Source organism: Ruegeria sp. C9 (genome assembly GCF_056537585.1).
Genome location: NZ_JBQFRU010000002.1, coordinates 418,747 through 437,649 on the forward strand (window position 1 = coordinate 418,747; position 18,903 = coordinate 437,649).

Annotated in this window: 20 protein-coding genes; 16 read left to right on the forward strand and 4 right to left on the reverse strand. The window is 58.4% G+C overall.

Annotation, left to right across the window (positions count from 1 at the left end; genetic code table 11):
* Nucleotides 1-77: 77 nt before the first annotated feature.
* Genes ACR0NE_RS06235 through dusB form a run of 3 tightly spaced genes read right to left on the reverse strand, consistent with a single transcriptional unit; the run spans nucleotide 78 to nucleotide 3,450 of the window.
* Complete coding sequence (locus ACR0NE_RS06235) at nucleotides 78-1,445, reverse strand: sigma-54-dependent transcriptional regulator (protein ID WP_170465303.1); 1,368 nt, start codon at nucleotides 1,443-1,445, stop codon at nucleotides 78-80.
* Nucleotides 1,445-2,524: an ATP-binding protein gene (locus tag ACR0NE_RS06240; protein ID WP_170465301.1), complete on the reverse strand. Its 1,080-nt coding sequence runs from the start codon at nucleotides 2,522-2,524 to the stop codon at nucleotides 1,445-1,447. Before ACR0NE_RS06240 ends, ACR0NE_RS06235 begins: the two co-directional genes overlap by 1 nt.
* Entirely contained in the window at nucleotides 2,521-3,450 is a 930-nt protein-coding gene (gene dusB, locus ACR0NE_RS06245; protein WP_480459427.1) for a tRNA dihydrouridine synthase DusB, read from the reverse strand. The genes ACR0NE_RS06240 and dusB overlap by 4 nt, the downstream gene beginning before the upstream one ends.
* A 233-nt stretch (nucleotides 3,451-3,683) precedes the next feature.
* On the opposite strand from dusB, the gene ACR0NE_RS06250 reads away from it, so the two are divergent.
* The 9 genes from ACR0NE_RS06250 (at nucleotide 3,684) to ACR0NE_RS06290 (ending at nucleotide 12,203) form a co-directional block, all read left to right on the forward strand.
* Nucleotides 3,684-4,814, forward strand: a complete 1,131-nt coding sequence (locus ACR0NE_RS06250) for a bifunctional 2-C-methyl-D-erythritol 4-phosphate cytidylyltransferase/2-C-methyl-D-erythritol 2,4-cyclodiphosphate synthase (protein WP_170595448.1) — start codon at nucleotides 3,684-3,686, stop codon at nucleotides 4,812-4,814.
* On the forward strand, nucleotides 4,811-5,308 hold the full coding sequence (locus ACR0NE_RS06255; protein WP_170510017.1) for a phosphatidylglycerophosphatase A family protein: 498 nt from the start codon (nucleotides 4,811-4,813) through the stop codon (nucleotides 5,306-5,308). The genes ACR0NE_RS06250 and ACR0NE_RS06255 overlap by 4 nt, the downstream gene beginning before the upstream one ends.
* Nucleotides 5,305-5,787, forward strand: coding sequence for a CinA family protein (locus ACR0NE_RS06260; protein ID WP_170510014.1), 483 nt, complete (start codon nucleotides 5,305-5,307; stop codon nucleotides 5,785-5,787). Before ACR0NE_RS06255 ends, ACR0NE_RS06260 begins: the two co-directional genes overlap by 4 nt.
* 330 nt (nucleotides 5,788-6,117) lie before the next feature.
* Nucleotides 6,118-6,795: an orotate phosphoribosyltransferase gene (locus ACR0NE_RS06265; protein ID WP_170595446.1), complete on the forward strand. Its 678-nt coding sequence runs from the start codon at nucleotides 6,118-6,120 to the stop codon at nucleotides 6,793-6,795.
* Nucleotides 6,796-6,996: 201 nt separating this feature from the next.
* Nucleotides 6,997-8,487 (forward strand): replicative DNA helicase, encoded by a 1,491-nt coding sequence (locus ACR0NE_RS06270; protein WP_170567117.1) that lies wholly within the window; start codon nucleotides 6,997-6,999, stop codon nucleotides 8,485-8,487.
* Between the two features lie 173 nt (nucleotides 8,488-8,660).
* Nucleotides 8,661-9,599 (forward strand): isopenicillin N synthase family oxygenase, encoded by a 939-nt coding sequence (locus ACR0NE_RS06275; RefSeq protein ID WP_170595444.1) that lies wholly within the window; start codon nucleotides 8,661-8,663, stop codon nucleotides 9,597-9,599.
* Nucleotides 9,600-9,646: 47 nt separating this feature from the next.
* Nucleotides 9,647-10,681, forward strand: coding sequence for an alanine racemase (alr, locus tag ACR0NE_RS06280; RefSeq protein WP_170595442.1), 1,035 nt, complete (start codon nucleotides 9,647-9,649; stop codon nucleotides 10,679-10,681).
* A complete protein-coding gene (locus tag ACR0NE_RS06285) occupies nucleotides 10,678-11,460 on the forward strand; it encodes an MlaE family ABC transporter permease (protein WP_170396831.1) in 783 nt (260 codons plus the stop codon). Before alr ends, ACR0NE_RS06285 begins: the two co-directional genes overlap by 4 nt.
* The gene (locus ACR0NE_RS06290) at nucleotides 11,457-12,203 is read left to right on the forward strand and encodes an ATP-binding cassette domain-containing protein (RefSeq protein WP_170567110.1); all 747 of its coding nucleotides are present in this window, start codon (nucleotides 11,457-11,459) and stop codon (nucleotides 12,201-12,203) included. The genes ACR0NE_RS06285 and ACR0NE_RS06290 overlap by 4 nt, the downstream gene beginning before the upstream one ends.
* On the opposite strand, the gene ACR0NE_RS06295 is transcribed toward ACR0NE_RS06290, so the two are convergent.
* Nucleotides 12,200-12,610 carry a hypothetical protein gene (locus ACR0NE_RS06295; RefSeq protein ID WP_170595441.1) on the reverse strand — a complete coding sequence of 137 codons (411 nt, stop codon included), beginning with the start codon at nucleotides 12,608-12,610 and terminating at the stop codon, nucleotides 12,200-12,202. The genes ACR0NE_RS06290 and ACR0NE_RS06295 overlap by 4 nt on opposite strands.
* Nucleotides 12,611-12,738: 128 nt before the next feature.
* On the opposite strand from ACR0NE_RS06295, the gene ACR0NE_RS06300 reads away from it, so the two are divergent.
* From ACR0NE_RS06300 to ACR0NE_RS06330, 7 genes are all read left to right on the forward strand, one after another.
* A complete protein-coding gene (locus tag ACR0NE_RS06300; protein ID WP_170396825.1) occupies nucleotides 12,739-13,191 on the forward strand; it encodes a paraquat-inducible protein A in 453 nt (150 codons plus the stop codon).
* Nucleotides 13,192-13,339: 148 nt separating this feature from the next.
* Nucleotides 13,340-14,116 carry a DNA repair protein gene (locus ACR0NE_RS06305; protein WP_170595439.1) on the forward strand — a complete coding sequence of 259 codons (777 nt, stop codon included), beginning with the start codon at nucleotides 13,340-13,342 and terminating at the stop codon, nucleotides 14,114-14,116.
* A gap of 121 nt (nucleotides 14,117-14,237) precedes the next feature.
* Nucleotides 14,238-15,602, forward strand: coding sequence for a DNA repair protein RadA (radA, locus tag ACR0NE_RS06310; protein WP_170595437.1), 1,365 nt, complete (start codon nucleotides 14,238-14,240; stop codon nucleotides 15,600-15,602).
* A gap of 40 nt (nucleotides 15,603-15,642) precedes the next feature.
* Entirely contained in the window at nucleotides 15,643-16,215 is a 573-nt protein-coding gene (locus ACR0NE_RS06315) for a CvpA family protein (RefSeq protein WP_170595435.1), read from the forward strand.
* A 471-nt stretch (nucleotides 16,216-16,686) separates the two neighbouring features.
* Nucleotides 16,687-16,842 carry a hypothetical protein gene (locus ACR0NE_RS06320; protein ID WP_170396817.1) on the forward strand — a complete coding sequence of 52 codons (156 nt, stop codon included), beginning with the start codon at nucleotides 16,687-16,689 and terminating at the stop codon, nucleotides 16,840-16,842.
* A gap of 16 nt (nucleotides 16,843-16,858) precedes the next feature.
* Nucleotides 16,859-18,379: an amidophosphoribosyltransferase gene (gene purF / locus ACR0NE_RS06325; protein WP_170396815.1), complete on the forward strand. Its 1,521-nt coding sequence runs from the start codon at nucleotides 16,859-16,861 to the stop codon at nucleotides 18,377-18,379.
* Nucleotides 18,380-18,617: 238 nt separating this feature from the next.
* Nucleotides 18,618-18,866 (forward strand): hypothetical protein, encoded by a 249-nt coding sequence (locus ACR0NE_RS06330; RefSeq protein ID WP_170396813.1) that lies wholly within the window; start codon nucleotides 18,618-18,620, stop codon nucleotides 18,864-18,866.
* The last annotated feature ends 37 nt before the right edge of the window (nucleotides 18,867-18,903 follow it).

The following is an 18,903-nucleotide window of genomic DNA, read 5'->3' on the forward strand; positions in this document are numbered from 1 at the left end:
CCGCTTGCGCGGCTTACCGCCACATATCGTGGTCGTTCCCGGGGTCGAACCCGAATGCCACTGTTTGTGTGGCGATATTACATCAGTTTGCGACGGCGTGTCACCTGAATATCGAGGTCAGTAATCTTTTTCCGCAGCGTATTCCGGTTAATCCCCAGGAGATCAGCACATTTTGCCTGATTTCCACCAGTCGCATCCAGCGCGATTTCGATCAACGGTGCCTCGACTTCGCGTAGAATACGTTGATAGAGGCCGGGAGGCGGCAGGATGTTTCCGTGCAGATCAAAATACCGGCGCAGGTGACGACCAACCGAAGATGACAGCTTCTCACGCTCGCCATCACCCAGAACTGGTTCGGCCTCGGGCTGGCTACCCAGCACCATCTCAACTTCGGTGCGCGAGATTTCATCAGAACGGCTGGTTAGACCAAGACGCCGGATCGCATTTTCAAGCTGTCGGACATTGCCGGGCCAGGAATACCGGCGCACCAACTCGACCGCTTCGGGGCTGAGGCGACGCTGCGCGCCACTTTCCCGCTCCTCCCGCGCCAGAAAGTGATCGGTCAGCAAGGTGATATCATCAACCCGTTCGCGCAACGCAGGCACGTGGATCGTCGCACCGCAGAGACGGTAATAGAGATCTTGCCGCACGCGACCGTTTTCCATCGCGTCGGTCAGATCTGATTGACTTGTGGCCATGAAACGCGGCACGTGATCGCCCGGCGTGTCCATCATGCGCACGATACGGGCCTGGATCTCATCATCAATATCGGCAATTTCATCGATCAGCAGCGTACCACCACGTACGCGCGCCATAACCCGTGCCGGGCCTTCCAAATCGCTCAGATCGGCAGCTGTCACGGTGACAAAGGGCAGTGTCCTTCGGTCAGAGAAATCGTGAATAGCGCGTGCTATCAGAGATTTACCCGTCCCACTTTCACCAGAAATCATCACAGACAGATCCGTGTTCATCACCCGAGCGACCAGACGATAAAGCGCCTGCATCACCGGGGTGCGCCCGACAAGCGGCAGTTCATCAGGTCGGTCTTCGCTGGCCATCACCGGCTCAGCCTGTACCCGCTGCTTTTGATCCAGCGCCCTCGCGGTGCGCTTCATCAGATCGGGCAAATCGAAAGGCTTTGGCAGATAATCGTAAGCTTCCGCCTCAGCCGCCTGAATGGCTGTCATGATGGTGTTCTGGGCCGAGATCACGATGACCGGCAAACCGGGACGGTCCTGCGCGATCTTTGGCAGCATCTCCAACCCGTTTCCATCCGGCATTACCACATCCGAGATCACAACGTCGCCCTTGCCTTCGGCTACCCAGCGCATCAGCGTGGTCAGCGAAGATGTCGCGTGAACCTTGCACCCCGCCCGCGTCAGGGCCTGTGTCAGAACCGTGCGGATCGTGCGGTCGTCATCGGCAACCAGAACTGTGCCATCCATCAGATGCTCTCCTTTTCATACGCGTCGTTCGGTGCACGCCGCAGGGACAGTCGAAAACTAGTGCGACCGGGCACAGATTCAGCCGAAATCCAGCCGTCGTGGTCGGAAACGATCTTGCTGACCAGCGCCAGCCCAAGCCCGGTGCCGTTCTCCTTGCCTGACACGAAGGGGTCGAAAATATCACTGCGAATATTTTCCGGCAGGCCCGGCCCATCATCAATAATCTCGATCTGCAGAGGCAGCGAATGACCCGAACCGTCACTGCGCCGCAGTCGGAATGAATGCTCAAAATAGGTACGCAGCCGGATTGTACCGTTGCCATCAGCAGCTTCCGAAGCGTTTTTGAGCAAGTTCAGAACCACCTGCAGGAACTGATCCGGGTCCCCATAGGCCAAGGGCAGCGAGGGGTCGTAATCCTCGATAATCGTCATATGCGCGCCAAAACCCAACAGCGCTGACCGGCGCGCGCGATCCAGTACATCGTGGATATTGACCGGTTTGAAATCGGGTTGAGACAGGTTGCCGAACTGTTCTACCTGCTCCAACAACTTCACGATGCGGCGGCTTTCCTCAACGATAAGGTCAGTGAGCTCAAGATCTTGCTGCGAAATATTCATGCTGAGCAATTGCGCCGCACCGGTGATCCCTGCCAAAGGGTTCTTGATCTCATGCGCTAGCATTTCAGCCATACCAATCGCAGATTGCGCAGCCGATTTCACCGTATTGCCACGGGTCATCCGACCGGCCAGTTCGCGCGGCGAGATGATCATGATCATTGAACCGGGATGCCCCATCAGCGGTGCGATTTGCAGCGCACATTGCAGCGGCGCGCGATTGCCCGACCCAACGTCCACATCGTTCACGAACAGCGGTGTACCTTGTTGACGCGCGCGCAGAAACGCCTCTTCCAACGGCGCGTCAACCGCGAGTTGATCCCAGACCGGGTGTCCAATCACTGACTTGCGGGAGGCGTTCAGAAACCCCTCACCCGAGGAGTTGACGTCCGATATCCGATCTTCGGCATCGATAATGAACGCCGGAACCGGAAGCGAGGTCCAGATGCTCTGGTCCGAGGTCATGCTGCTGCCTCCGCCGTGCCACGCAGCGCATCTGCCAAAAGCCGTAACACCTCATTGGTGTCGCGGGATGTCAGGACAGCCCGCCGCAAAGTGGCGGGTGTTCCAGCCTCATCCATGTACCAACCGAGATGTTTGCGTGCGACGCGCAGGCCCAGATCGGTACCGTAGAACTCCAGCATCGCCAGATAGTGGCCACGCACCATCTCGATCAGTTCAGTGCCCGTGGGAATGGTTGGAGAAGCAGCGCCATAGAGATCATGGCAAATCTGCGCCAGCAGCCAGGGCTTGCCCTGCGCCCCCCGACCTACCATGACGCCATCGGCCCCGGACTGATTCAGCGCGATTTGCGCGGCCTCGGTATCGACGATGTCACCGTTTGCGATGACAGGGATCGAGACGGCTTCTTTCACCGCCCGGATCGCCCGCCAATCTGCCCGGCCTTTATAGAATTGACAGCGCGTACGCCCATGGATGGTCACCATCCGGATGCCTGCGTCCTGCGCACGCCGCGCCACATCCGGCGCGTTCAGCAGATTGTCATCCCAGCCTAGCCGTGTTTTCAGCGTAACAGGCACATCAACTGCACCCACAACGGCCTCGATCAGCGTCAGTGCATGGTCCGGAGTTTTCAACAAAGCCGAACCGGAATAGCCATTGGTTACCTTCTTGGCCGGGCAGCCCATATTGATATCGATCACGCGCGCGCCCCGGTCAGCGACTTGCCGGGCGGCCTCGGCCATCCAATGCGCCTCGCGTCCGGCCAATTGCACTGCGGTGTTTTCCACATCCGCCGACAGCTCGGCCCGTTCACGTACGCCTGGCTTGGCCTGCACCATCTCTTGGCTGGCGACCATTTCGCTGACCACCATGCCCGCGCCGAAGCGCATCACAAGGTCCCTGAAAGGCCGGTCGGTGATTCCGGCCATTGGTGCCAGCAGCACCGGAGGGGTCAGATCCTTTTCAGCAAGACGCAGGGCCAATGTGCTTAATCCTTGAGCAGTTGCGCATTTGATATCGAAATTGCGGCATATGAACAATAAAACGGGAGCATTCAAGCCCGCAAAATCATCATATGCTTATTTTTTAAGCAAATTGACGCGGGTGATTGCCTCTGCATTCACCGCCCCCTAAACAATGCCCCAATCAGGAGACCTTTCAGATGACCACAGCCGCCATCATCGTCGCCGCCGGGCGCGGCCAGCGCGCCGGAGGCGGAGTGCCCAAACAGTGGCGTGCCTTGGCTGGGAGGCGCGTGGCCGATTGGGCGATTGACCGCTTCGAAGGGTTGGTTGATCACGTCGTTTTGGTGCTGGCCGAAGACGACACAGCCGCTTGGGAAGAATTCAGCGCGACAAACCTGATCCTTGCACCCGGCGGTGCAGACCGCGCCGGATCAGTGCGCAACGGGTTGCAGGCTTTGGAAGCGTACAGCGTTGAAAAGGTTTTGATACATGATGTTGCCCGACCCTGCGTCAGCGCTCGGATAATCGGCGATGTTCTGAAAGCACTCGACACGCATGCGGCAGCTGCTCCAGGCTTGGCCGTCACGGATGCGCTCTGGACAGGCGACGGTTCGATGGTGACAGGAACGCAGGATCGATCCGGCCTTTACGCTGCGCAGACACCGCAGGGATTTCATTATGTCACAATCACCGCCGCCCATTCAGCCCATCCCGGAGGTGCAGCGGATGATGTAGAAGTCGCGCGCGCTGCGGGAATCGAAGTCGCGATTATTCCGGGCGATGCGGATAACCTGAAAATCACACGGCCCGAGGATTTCGCCCGGGCCGAACGTACAATGGGTATGAATATGGATGTAAGGCTGGGCAACGGCTACGACGTGCACCGCTTTGGTCACGGAGATCACGTGATCCTCTGCGGGGTGAAGGTGCCGCACAATCGTGGGCTCCAGGGTCACTCCGATGCAGATGTGGGGATGCACGCGGTCACCGACGCGATCTATGGCGCTCTGGCGCGGGGTGATATCGGACAGCATTTTCCGCCCTCCGATCCGCAGTGGAAAGGTGCAGCGAGTGAAATTTTCCTGCGCCACGCAGTCGAATTGGCTGGGCAGTTGGGCTATGAGATCTCGAATGTCGACTGCACACTGGTCTGCGAATTTCCCAAGATCGGCCCTCATGCCGATACCATGCGTGCCGAAATGGCACGGATCATGGGCTTGCGCACCGATCAGGTCTCGGTCAAGGCCACCACATCCGAACGGCTGGGCTTTACCGGTCGCAGCGAAGGCATTGCCTCGCTCGCAACTGCCTGTCTGGTGAAGTCATGACAGCGGCTCGTCTAATCGGAACCGTCTGCGGCGTCGGTTACCTCCGCCCTGCCCCCGGCACCTGGGGATCGCTGGCTGCTTTGCCGCTGGCATGGGTTCTGCATACGCTGGGTGGCTTCCCCTTGCTGGTCATCTCAACACTCGCGGTTTTCTTCGGGGGCCTGTGGGCCACGCGAGTGCTGACAGCTGGACAAGATGACCACGACCCGTCCGAAATTGTCATTGATGAAGTCGCGGGCCAGTTCATCGCGATATGGGCGATTTCCTACCCGTCTTGGGCGCATGGGATCGACATCACAGCGCTCTGGCCCGGCTGGATCGCGGGTTTTCTCTTGTTCCGCCTCTTCGACATTACCAAACCCGGTCCCATTGGCTGGGCCGACCGGCGTGGAGATCCGATGGGTGTCATGCTGGATGATGTGATCGCTGGCGTCTTTGCGGCCATCGGTGTGGTCGTCCTCGCCGGTATCTCACATGGAGTCATGGGTCAATGATCGTTGTCGACCTGCTGGATCGCGCCAAGGCGCAGGGCATGATGATCGCCACTGCTGAAAGCTGTACCGGCGGTATGGTCGCTGCGGCCCTGACTGACATCCCTGGCAGCTCTGCCGTGGTTGAGCGCGGCTTTGTCACCTACACCAACACCGCAAAGCAAGAGATGCTGGGCGTGCGCGCCGATACGCTTGAGACGTATGGCGCAGTTTCAGAAGAAGTCGCCCAAGAAATGGCCAATGGCGCCCTGCAGAATTCGCGGGCGCAGTTGGCGGTCTCGATCACTGGCATCGCGGGCCCCGGCGGGTCCGAGCACAAACCCGAAGGCCGCGTATGCTTTGGCCTTGCAGCACAGGGTCAACCGATCCGAACCGAGACCGTGGAATTCGGAGCGCAGGGACGGGATAACGTACGTCGCGCTGCGCGGGACCACGCTTTGACCCTTTTGAGAGACGCTCTTGCTGATCTGGCTCGGACCTAAGAATACCTGCAGTCTACAGCGCATCATTTCGAATACTGGGCGCTGTATACAGTTACTGCGCGGCAGCCTACGCATTTGTGACGGCAATGGTGGTTGCGCTTCTTACCTCGCCTCGCATACACGTCGATACCGAGATTGAAGGCACGGTCTTGCCGATTGCGGAAAGCGAGCCTGAGAAATGAGCAGTCAAGCCCACCTTGGCTGCTCTGCCCGCAAGGGCATCAAGCGGACCTCTTGGGGGTCCGCTTTTCTTTTAGCGTGCCCTCTCGACTCTGGGCCGGGGGTCAGGCTATCAGCCTGCGACACCCTTTCAGCCCAGAGGTTTGCGCCATGATCCCCAGTTCCTTCCCCGACAGCACCGAAATCGCCCGCCTGACCGCACGGATGCTGCTGGAGATCAAAGCCGTACACTTTAATTCCCGCGAACCTTTCACGCTGGCCAGCGGTCTACCAAGCCCGACCTATATCGATTGCCGCAAGCTGATCTCGTACCCGCGCATCCGCTCGACCCTGATGGACTTCCTGACGGTTACCGTGATGCGCGACGCGGGGTTCGAAGCGTTTGACAATATCGCCGGTGGCGAAACAGCGGGTATTCCCTTCGCTGCAATGGTCGCCGAGCGCATGGCACTGCCAATGACCTATGTGCGGAAGAAACCCAAAGGCTACGGCCGGAACGCCCGCATCGAAGGCGCGATGAGCGAGGGTGAGCGGGTACTGCTGGTTGAAGACCTGACCACCGATGGAGGCTCAAAACTGTCCTTTGTCGACGCGATCCGCGAAACCGGTGCGACCTGTGGGCATACGGCTGTGATCTTCTATTATGGTATTTTCCCCGAAACCGAGAAAACGCTGGGCGATCACGGCATAAAATTGCACTCGCTTTGTACCTGGTGGGATGTTTTGGCGGAAGCCAAAGCGCAAAAGGCCTTTGACGAAGAGACGCTTGATGGCGTCGAGGCCTTCCTGAACGACCCGCGCGGTTGGCAGGACGCACATAAAAGCTGACGTTGCGCAAACTGTTTTCAGAATGGAAACACTGACCGCTGCGTCGATCGCTTCATCCACAAGATGTTGACGCAACCCTGCCTCATCCTTCAATATGATGGGGCAGAGAGATATGCACAGCATATCCCCAGAAAACATACAATTTGCGCCGACTCACAGGGCCGCGCTATGGCCTCTGTCCAGGGGACAAAGAGAACAGCAATGAACGAGATCAGCAGTATCGAGCAGGCCGCCGCACAGATTCAGAACCCAGAAACAATGCCGCACTCCATCGAGGCCGAGCAGCAGCTTCTGGGTGCTATTCTGACGAATAACGATCTGTATGATCGGGTCGCATCGATTATTGGGGCCGAGCATTTCTATGATCCGGTTCATGCGCGCATCTACGAAGTCGCGTCGACCCGTATCGCTAAAAATGCGCTGGCTTCACCCGTCACGCTGAAGTCTTTCATGGCCGAGGATGAGGGCCTGAAGGAACTGGGTGGTCCGGCCTATCTGGTCAAGCTTGCCGGTGCCTCAATCAGTGCCTTTGCGGTGCATGACTACGCCCAAATGATCTACGACCTCGCCATTCGGCGCGAGCTGATCCGGCTGGGCCGGGACATTTCAGACAAGGCTGCGAGGGTCGATGTCAGCAGCGAGCCCAAAGAACAGATCGTCGAGGCCGAGCAACAGCTTTATCAGTTATCCGAGCAGGGCCAGACCGAACAGGGTTTTCAATCCTTCCTCAAGGCGGTCACAGAAGCCGTCAACGTCACCAACGAGGCGTACCAACGCGGTGGCGGCATGGCGGGGATTTCCACCGGTCTGGCCGATCTCGACAAGCAATTGGGTGGCCTGCACCCGTCCGACCTGATCATTTTGGCCGGGCGTCCGTCGATGGGTAAGACCTCGCTGGCAACAAACGTGGCATTTAACGTGGCCAAGGCCTACAAACGCGGCACCAAGCCAGACGGCTCTGAAGGTGCGATCGACGGCGGTGTGGTTGGGTTCTTTTCACTCGAAATGAGCGCCGAACAGCTTGCGGGCCGGGTTCTGGCCGAGGCTTCCGAGATCTCCAGTCACAAAATCCGCCAGGGCGACATGACCGAGGCCGAGTTCCGCCGCTTCGTTGACGCCGCGAAAGAACTGGAAGCCTGCCCGCTATTCATCGATGACACCCCCGCCCTGCCGATCTCGCAACTCGCTGCCCGTGCACGGCGGCTGAAGCGGACGCACGGGCTGGATTTGCTGGTGATCGACTACCTTCAGCTCTGCCGCGGAATGGCCGACAACCGCGTCAACGAAATCGCCGAGATTTCGATGGGCATGAAAGCCATCGCCAAGGAACTCAATATCCCGGTCATCGCACTGTCACAGCTCAGCCGACAGGTAGAAAGCCGTGACGACAAACGCCCGCAGCTGTCTGACCTGCGGGAATCGGGCTCGATCGAACAGGATGCCGACGTTGTGATGTTCGTGTTCCGCGAGGAATACTATAAGGAACGCGAAAAACCCGGCGATCACGAGTTGGAAAAGATGGAAGAGTGGAAACAGGCCATGGAGCGCCTGCATGGCAAGGCCGAGGTCATCGTCGGCAAGCAGCGCCACGGCCCCATCGGCACGGTCGAGCTGTCGTTCGAGGCTCAGTTCACCCGATTTGGCAATCTGGTCAAACCTTGGCAACAGGACAGCCAGATCGAGGGCTATTGATCCCTTGACCAGCCCGGTCCGATGTGTACGGATCGGGCTATGCAAGCTTGTCTCAATCCCCTACCCCGGCGCGTGATTCTGGCGCGTCATTTCGGGCATCGCCGCAAACGCTTTGCGGGATAGACCGGGGGCATTTTTGTCCCTGCATTCTTCCCAATATAAGCGAGAGAGACATGACTGAATTCACAGAGATCCCCGTTATTCGTCTGGGTGCACGCCCTGATAAGGAAATCGCGGCCGAGTTTCGTTCGGCCTACGGCACGACTGGTTTCGGCTATATCGAAGATCACGGAATAGACCCGCAGCTGATGCGCGATGTGTTCGAAGCCTCAAAACAGTTTCACGCGCTGCCGCTGGATCAAAAGCTGGCAATCGCAGTCGACCACACGCATCGCGGATACATCGCCATCAACACATCGACAGATGTGAACTCAACACTGGCCGATGTAAAAAAACCCAACCAATCCGCCAGCTTCATGATGATGCGCGAGGATGCTGGCGTTGATCCCGATATCTACCTCTCGGGTCCAAACCGATGGCCTGATCTACCGGATTTTCGCGACACCCTGGAAACCTACGTTAAGGCTATGTCGGCCCTTGGACGCAGATTGATGCATATCGCGCTGATCGCTTGCGAGGCGCAGGATTTCTCGATCCTTTCCGCGTTTGATGAGCCTACATTCTGGCTGCGTCTGCTTCACTATCCTCCGCAAGCAAAGACCAGCCCCGATGATCTGTTCGGCTCGGCCCCGCACACTGATTTCGGATGCCTTACGCTGCTTGCTCAAGATCAGGTGGGCGGCTTGCAGGTCAAAACACCGTCAGGGCATTGGGTTGACGTTCCGTCCCGTCCCGACGCCTTTGTCGTCAATGTCGGGGATATGCTGCACCGGATGTCGAACGGCCGCCTGCTTTCGACGCCGCATCGGGTCATCAACCGTTCTGGCCGTGAACGATATAGCGTTCCGTTCTTCTTTGATCCTCATGTCAGCACAATCATCGAACCCCTACCCGGGACCGGCCAACCTCAGTTTAGCCCCTTATTATTTGCGGATTTCCTGCGTTCCGAGCTGGAAGCGGCCTATGAGGCGCATAAACCCGCCAAGAATTAAGGTGCTCCCCCTTGACCTGGGCCAATCCTATGTGATGAACGGCGTTTATGAGTACCGCACATCTGACGATAAATCTGCACGCGCTCGCCCAGAACTGGCAGGCGCTTGACGCAAAGACCCAGGTTGAGACCGGCGCAGTGGTTAAAGCTGACGCTTACGGGTTAGGTGCCGGTCCAGTAGCCTCTGCGCTGGCTGAGGAAGGCGTTGCAAAATTCTTCGTCGCCGTTGCCGAGGAAGGCGTGGCCGTGCGTGAGGCTGTGGGCCCCGGCCCGCTGGTTGCGGTGTTTTCCGGACATATGGAGGGTGACACGGATCTGCTGCGCCAGCATGATCTGACGCCGTTGATCAACTCGCCCGAACAATTCAAGCGTCATCGTCAGGCCCTGCCCGATCATGGCTTTGGTATCCAGCTCGACAGCGGTATGAATCGCCTTGGGCTTGAGCCTGCGGACTGGGCCGAACTGCGGCACGAAGCCCTTGCCCTGAACCCGTTGGTGATAATGTCGCATTTGGCCTGCGGGGATGAGCCTGAACACCCAATGAACCGCCAACAGTTGAACACGTTCAAACAGATGACCAATGGCGTCGACGCGCCGCGCTCGCTTGCGGCGACGGGTGGTACTCTGATGGGGCCGGAATTCCACTTTGACTTTTGCCGCCCAGGGATTGGCCTGTACGGCGGGATGCCCTTTGCCGGGGCCAAGCCGGTCGTCACCGTCGATATGCCGGTGATTCAAGTGCGCGACGTCGCCGTGGGCGAGACCGTCGGCTACGGCAACAGCTGGAGCGCGCGCCGCCCGTCGAAGATTGCGACCGTTGCGGCCGGTTATGCCGATGGGCTGCATCGCGCCATTGGGGGCGGCATCGATACATTCGCTGGTGATCAGCCCTGCCCGGTGGTAGGACGTATCTCGATGGACCTGATCACCGTGGATGTGACTGACTTGCCGTATAAACCTGATCGCCTGCGTATCCTGAACGGGCACCAAACCGTCGATGATCTGGCCGAAGCCGCTGGCACCATCGGCTATGAAATTCTGACCTCGCTCGGCAGTCGCTTTTCGCGGGGCTACGTGGAATGAATCCCGTTTCATTGCTGGGTGAGCTGGGGCGTTCTATCCTGACCATGCTCGCCGCGTTTGGCCGCGTCGCGCTGTTCGCGCTCGACGCGGTTTCGCACATTTTTCGACCACCGTTTTATCCGCGCGAGTTCGGCATCGCCCTGCTGAATATCGGCTGGTTGTCCCTGCCCGTGGTCGGCCTGACCGCCATCTTCACCGGCGGCGCGTTGGCGCTGCAGATCTACGCAGGCGGCGCGCGTTTCAACGCCGAAGCCGTTGTGCCCCAGATCGTCGCCATAGGCATGGTGCGAGAGCTTGGCCCGGTGCTGGTTGGCCTGATGATCGCCGCCCGCGTGACGTCTTCGATCGCCGCCGAGATTGCGACGATGAAAGTGACCGAGCAGATCGACGCTCTGGTCACATTGTCCACCCATCCGATGAAATACCTCACCGCCCCACGCGTGCTGGCCGCCCTGATCACGGTTCCAGCGCTGGTCGGGGTCGGAGATATCATCGGCATTGCAGGCGGCTACACCGTCGCGACGCAAAATCTGGGCTTCAACCCGGCAGCCTATCTGAAAAACACCGTCGATTTCCTTGAAGCGCGGGATATCGTTTCGTCACTCGTCAAAGGTGCCGCCTTCGGTGTGATCGCCGCCATCATGGGCTGCTATTACGGCATGTCATCGGGCCGCGGCGCGCAGGGCGTGGGCCGCGCCACCAAGGGCTCGGTCGAGGCTGCTGCTGTGCTGATCCTCGCCGCCAATTTCGTTCTTACAGGGGTGTTCTTCTCGCTATGATCCGGATGGAGAACGTACATAAGGCCTTTGACGACAACCACGTCCTGCAAGGCATGAACCTTGAGATCCCCAAGGGCACCTCGATGGTCATCATCGGCGGTTCTGGAACTGGCAAATCCGTGGCGTTGAAATGTATCCTCGGCCTGATCAAACCCGACGGCGGCATGATCTACGTCGACGGCAAAGACGCCGCGAAAGGCGACCGCGATGCGTTTCTGGCCCGCTTTGGAATGCTGTTTCAGGGCGCGGCGCTGTTCGACTCGCTGCCCGTCTGGCAAAACGTCGCCTTCCGCCTGCTGCGCGGCTCGTTGAAACGCCCCGCTGATGAAGCCCGCGAAATCGCCATCGAGAAACTGCGCCGCGTGGGCCTGAAATCCAACGTTGCTGACCGGTTCCCGGCCGAGCTGTCGGGCGGCATGCAAAAACGCGTCGGCCTCGCCCGCGCCATCGCCGCCGAGCCCGAGATCATCTTTTTCGATGAGCCTACCACCGGCCTCGACCCCATCATGTCCGGCGTCATCAACGACCTGATCCGCGAAATCGTGACCGAGATGGGCGCCACCGCGATGACCATCACCCACGACATGAGCTCGGTCCGCGCGATTGCCGACAACGTCGCCATGCTGCACGGAGGCGTGATCCAGTGGACCGGCCCGGTCGGCCAGATGGACGCCTCGGGCGATCCTTATGTGGAGCAGTTCATCAGCGGCAGTGCCGAGGGGCCGATTGAGGCGGTGCGTTAAGCTCTCTCCGCCTCACGATCCTGCTTTAACTGATCATACGCGCGCTTAGCGTAGTCATAGCGCAATAGATATTGCCCTGCGCTTATCACAAAGTCGGGGGTTTGAATGCGTATTGCATCAAACACTTGGCGAAGATGTGTTCCGGAAACCGGGATGTAGCCGGGATCTTCGCCAGAAAACCTGTTGAATAGACGGCCACCAAACCATACCGCTCTTCTTCGTGCGCGATCCGTTTCGTAAAGTCGGAAATGCAAAACACCAAAGAGCTGCTCTCGGTCAAACGGCAACCTGTCTGCTGCCGCACTCGCAGCTGAAAAGACAGCATTTAAGCCGTCAGTTCCCGCAGCAACGGTTCCTTTATTAAATGCGGATGGGCCATTTACGATCTTTATTATTGGGTCAGGCACTGCAATCTAAAGCTGATTAATTTAGGACTTACTTAAACTTACACTCAACTCAAGCGACCGCAACTCAGAACTTGCCGCAGATACCTCCACTCATTAAGTATTCAACTGCCTTATCAAAATTCTTGTTCATGACCCTCCGCCTCGCCACCCTATCCCTCCTGATCCTCTACCCCATCGCGTGGTTCGCCCCGCTGATGCGCGCCGGTCTCCTCCCGATCTTCGGCCTCAGTGAAATCAGCGTCATCACCGGGCTCCAGTCCTTGTGGAAGTCCGACATCTTCCTCGCGTTGATCGTTACCGTCTTCGCCCTCTTCGCGCCCTACGTCAAAACCATCGGCACCGCGCTGATCCAATGGAACCTGCTGGACCCGCGCGTCCAGCCCGCGCTCAACATCCTCGGCAAGCTGGCGATGGCCGATATCTTCCTCATCGCGCTCTACATCACGCTGGCCAAAGGCATCTCATACGCCACCATCGAAACCGCATGGGGTCTCTACCTGTTCACCGGCTGCATTCTGGCCTCACTTGCACTGGGCCATATTACAGAGATGACATTTGGATCACGAAAACCTCAGACCTAATTGATTGAAAACAGATTTTTGAGTATCATCTTTATATTTCGAGCAGTAAATTTTGTAGTTTTCGGGTCCGTAGCGGATCACTTCGCGTCTGTTTAACCTTCCGCTTCGGCCCGGTTTTTGTACCGGTTGAAGAAGGAGAACGACGATCATGGCCGCCCTCCACACAATAACATTGCAATTTCAGAATACCTTATTAAGGCTCACTTTTTTCCTGATCTGCGCCGCAGCATTGTTCGCGGTGACGACCACCATTTTATCCGCGATTGGCATCCTGCCCTGGCTCTCGTTGCAGGCCGGTCTCAGCAACGGTGCAACGATTGACGCAGGCGTATATGTTCAGGCCGGATTGACCGCCCTGATCCTGATGCTGGTCTTCTATCTGCCATCGAACGCCCGCATGATGGCGCTTGAAAACACCCATCGTAAGTTCACAATGAATATGCAGGACGTGGCCGGGGCCTATCAGGTCGCCCATGCCGCCGACCGCAGCGGCGCCTTTGCGCTGGCCTCCGAATTCGACGCGGTGAAAGAGCGCATGGCCTTCCTGCGCGATCACCCCGATTTGCAGGGGCTCGAACCGCAGATGCTGGAACTGGCTGCTCAGATGAGCCAGATCAGTCAGGAACTGGCCGAGACCTATGGGGACACAAAGGTCGAACGCGCACGTGCCTTCCTGCGGCAACGTCAGGAAGAGGTCGAACAATTCCAGCATCGGATCGAAGACGCCCAGACCATCCAGCATGAGCTGCGCCAATGGACCCGAGACATCGAGATCGAGGAATCCATCGCCAAATCGCAACTCGCGCGCCTCAGGGATGAGCTGTTCGATCTGCTTCCGGAACTGTCGGCGCAATTGCAATCTTCGACCGACGAATCCAAACCTGCCAGCGTCGTCGCGATGACCCCGCCGCGTGCCGCGGAATAGGCGCGTCTAGCGCCCGCAGCGGACGATGGCGCGCAGGGCCTGAGGACGTGGCGCGCCACCGGCGGTGAGGAAAGCCCGCAAGGGCTTGAAGAACCGCCTTTCCTCGGGCACCAAGGGCGACATGGCAAAGACACACTCCTTCTCCTGCTCGGCCTGCGGAGCCTCTCACACCAGATGGTCGGGCCGCTGCGATGCGTGCGGCGAATGGAACACTATCGTCCAGGAAGCGCCGCTTTCGGCAGGACCAGCCAAGAAGTCACTCGGCGGCAAGCGCGGCCAATCCATCGCGCTCACCGATCTATCGACCGAAGAAACACCGCCGCCCCGCACCCTCTGCGGTGTTGAAGAATTGGACCGTGTCCTCGGCGGCGGCCTTGTCCCTGCATCGGCGCTGCTGGTGGGCGGTGACCCCGGCATCGGCAAATCGACCCTTCTGCTTCAGGCTGCCGCACGTTTCGCGCGCAATGGAATCAAAACCATCTACGTCTCGGGCGAAGAGGCCAGCGCGCAGGTTAGGATGCGCGCGCGCCGGTTAGGTCTGGAAGAGTCGCCGGTGCAATTGGCCGCTGAAACCAACCTTCGGGACATCCTCACGACGCTAGAGGCAGAAAAACCCGGCCTCGCCATCATCGACTCGATCCAGACGATGTGGGCCGATAATGTTGACAGCGCGCCGGGCTCGGTGTCGCAGGTGCGCGCCGCAGCGCATGAGCTGACGACATTTGCAAAACGCCACGGCGTATCGATCATCATGGTTGGCCACGTCACCAAAGAAGGCCAGATCGCTGGACCCCGTGTAGTCGAACATATGGTCGACACCGTGCTTTACTTCGAAGGCGAACGCGGGCACCAGTTCCGCATCCTGCGCGCCGTTAAGAACCGCTTTGGCCCAGCGGATGAGATTGGCGTCTTCGAAATGACCGGCAAAGGGCTGGCGCAAGTCACCAACCCCTCGGCCCTGTTCCTATCGGAACGCGGTAAGCCCAGCCCAGGTTCCGCCGTATTCGCAGGTATCGAAGGCACCCGCCCCGTGCTGGTCGAATTGCAAGCACTGGTGGCGCCGTCCCCCCATTCCCAGCCCCGCCGCACGGTTGTGGGATGGGATAGCGGGCGGCTCGCCATGATCCTTGCAGTACTCGAAGCCCGCTGCGGCATCCCCTTTGCCGGGCTCGATGTCTATCTGAACGTCGCCGGAGGGCTGAAAGTCAGCGAACCCGCCGCTGACCTCGCCGTTGCTGCTGCACTGCTCAGCGCTCGTGAAGACACCGCCCTGCCTGCCGATACGGTCGTTTTCGGAGAAATCTCGCTATCCGGGGCACTTAGACCAGCCCCGCAGACCGAAAACAGGTTGAAAGAAGCGCAAAAACTTGGTTTCACAGCGGCAATTGCTCCGGCAGGTGGCAAAACTGGCACTGTGGCAGGTCTGACACTCACCCGACCCTCTGATTTGGTGGGGTTTGTTGGCGAAACCTTCGGAGCAGGGTAAAGTCGCGCCTTGAGGGGCAGAAAACGAACAGGCGAGGGCCATGGAAGGTTTTACAATAATTGACGGGGTTGTGGCCCTGATCATCGTGCTGTCGGGCTTGCTGGCCTATTCGCGCGGTTTCATGCGCGAGGTTTTGGCCATCGCAGGTTGGGTCGCCGCGGCAGTTCTAGCATTCATCTTTGCGCCGCAGGCTGTGCCGCTGGTCAAAGAAGTGCCAGTGGTCGGTGAATTCCTGCGCGACAGCTGTGAGCTTTCGGTGATTACCGGCTTTGCCGCCGTCTTCGCCATTGCACTGATCGTGGTCAGCATCTTCACGCCGCTATTCTCTTCACTGGTGCAGCGTTCTGCGCTTGGCGGCTTGGATCAGGCGCTTGGCTTCTTCTTTGGAATCGCACGCGGCATATTGCTGGTTGCGATTGCGTTCTTCGTCTACGACACCGTGATGACCGGTCAATCCTACACGATGGTCGATGAAAGCCGCTCGGCCAAGGTGTTCGAACAGTTCAGCAGCAGGATCGAGGAACAAAACCCCGAGGCGGCGTTGGGTTGGGTTACCGCCCAGTACGAAGAGCTGGTCGCAAGCTGCACCGCCGACAACGCCTCTGAGGGTTAATCAAACCAAATTCCAAAGAAAAGCCCGGTTTCAGCCGGGCTTTTTTGCGTTTGGTTCGGAAAAATCAGATAAACCCTTCGCCACCACAAATATTGCACCGGATGGTCTTCAGGCCAAAGCATCCGTCACATCGGCTTGAGATCGGCTTGCCATACTGGTCTCGGCTCTTGATCACTTCACCGGTTCCCTTGCAGATCTCGCAGGGTGCGCGCCCTGCCCCACGACATCGGTGGCAACGCCGCTTGACAGGTTTGTCCTTCGGTGTGTTTTGCTTGTGTTGCCACATGGCGTCTGCTCCACCAGGTATTGCCGGACTGCATGCAAAAAACCTTCGTAATGATATGACAGCATAGGTCTGTACATTTGTCATCCTAAACCCGCGGCGTGTACAATTCGCACCTGCGTCAAATCGCGAATGTGATCCTTTGATGACACACGCATCGTTTGGCATTATGTGGAGGCCATACCGACATGGAATCGGAGCTGCCGACCTTGCTGTATCTGTTTTCTTATGCGCTAGCCGCTTTCGTGCTTGTGCCTGAGTCCCGTGCAAACGGACCAAAACACACCATTCAGATACCCGTCCGCACCCGATCCGACCTGAACGCCATCCTAAGCAAGTCATAGAAATTGGAGCCCGTGTATGTGTGGGATTTTGGGGATCGCAAGCCGGACACATGATGTCTTTGCGGAAATCTATGACGGCTTGCTGATGCTTCAGCACCGAGGTCAGGACGCCTCGGGGATCGTCACCTACAACGGCGAGTTCTTCCGTGAGAAGAAAGCAAATGGTCTCGTCAAAGACGTGTTCAATGCCAGTGACGCCGAAACCCTGCTGGGAAAGGTCGGCATGGGCCATGTCCGCTATCCAACCGCTGGCTCGCTCAGCGCGGCCGAGGCGCAACCATTTTTCGTGAACGCGCCTTATGGCATCTATCTGGTTCACAACGGCAACATCACCAATACCGAAGAACAGCGCGAAAAGGTAACTGCCAAATACAGCCGTCACCTGCGCACAACTTCGGATTCAGAGGTCCTTCTGAACGTACTGGCCGACAAGGTCGCTGATGCGATCAAGGTCAATGGTAATGCTGATCCGATCCGCAACCTGTTTGCCGGTGTCAAAATGACGATGGAGCGGGTTCAGGGGGCGTATTCGGTGATCTGCCTCGTCGCGGGCGTAGGGATGCTGGCCTTCCGCGATCCTTACGGCATCCGACCTTTGTCTGTTGCCAAGCGTGCTGCAACTGGTGACGGCGATGATTATGCCTTTGCGTCCGAAGATGTGGCATTCGGCATCAACGGTTTTGACAAGCTGCGCGACCTAGGTCCCGGCGAGGCGATCCTTATCGACCTCGACGGCAATATGCACGAGTTCCAGGCCGTTGAAGGTAAACTGACACCCTGCATCTTCGAGTATGTCTATCTGGCCCGACCGGATTCGCTGCTGGATGGGGTGTCGGTTTACAAAACCCAGATGCGAATGGGGCAGACGCTGGCCAAGCAAATTCAGGACTCGGGACTTGAGATCGACCGGATCATCCCTGTGCCAGATAGCGCCCGCCCTGTCGCGCTTGAGGCCGCAAAGATCACAGGCATTCCCTATCGCGAGGGGCTTGTTAAGAACCGTTATGTTGGCCGCACCTTCATCATGCCAGGCCAGGAAGAACGGCAGAAATCCGTGCGTCGCAAACTGAACGCGGTGCCTTTGGAGTTTGACGGTCATAACGTACTGCTGATCGACGATTCGATCGTGCGCGGCAATACAATCAAAAAGATCGTCCAGATGTGCCGTGAGGCCGGCGCCAAAAAGGTCTATATCGCCAGCGCCTCGCCCCCGGTGAAATACCCCAATGTCTATGGCATCGATATGCCAACCCGACACGAGCTTGTCGCGAATGGCAAAGAGATCGAGGAGATTCGCGAAGAACTGGGTGCGGATGCGCTGTTCTACCAACATCTCGACGATCTGATCTGGGCTGCCAAGGAAGGCAACCCCGAGATCGAAGCCTTTGACTGTTCCTGCTTTGACGGCAACTACGTCACCGGCGTCGATGAGGAATATCTGGGTAGTCTGGAAAACAGCAGTCGGGTCAGCAAAAAGCGTGAGGATATGCAGGTGGTCGGCAGTTCGTGGAACGCGGCGAAACTTGCCTCGGGGTGATCGGGCGAATCGCTTTGTCCTGAGGCGCCGGCCAAGAGACTTGCGCTAGCGGCCATAGGTCAGAATCCGCCGACAACCTATTGCTGAACAGGCTGCATTTGCAAAGGGTTCGGTATGCGGCATTCGAACCGCTTCCAACCGAGTGCTGCCGGCCTTTTGGTCCGGCAAAGCCCGTGTTACCCGAATGCCGAAAACCACTCACAAAACGGGGTCCGGGCGCGCAGCTCGGCCACAGATCATGGCAAACGCAACGGTGAAAAGCGCCGCCACACAGGCGGGGGCGCTCAAGAAAAACGCGGTCTCGGTATTGGGCATTTTTGGGCCCAAGGCGGACCTGCAAGCCCTGGTCCGCATGTCGTCGGGGCGCATTAAGAAAGTGAAACCCGGCAGTCGTGTCGGCCCGGGTAAGGTCGTCGCCATTGATGAAAATGGTGTTGTGCTGCGACAAAGCGGCCAGAACCGAAGGATCGACATCCCCGGCAGCTGATCCTGACTTGACGCCCTGCGCGTGCAGGTTCAAACCC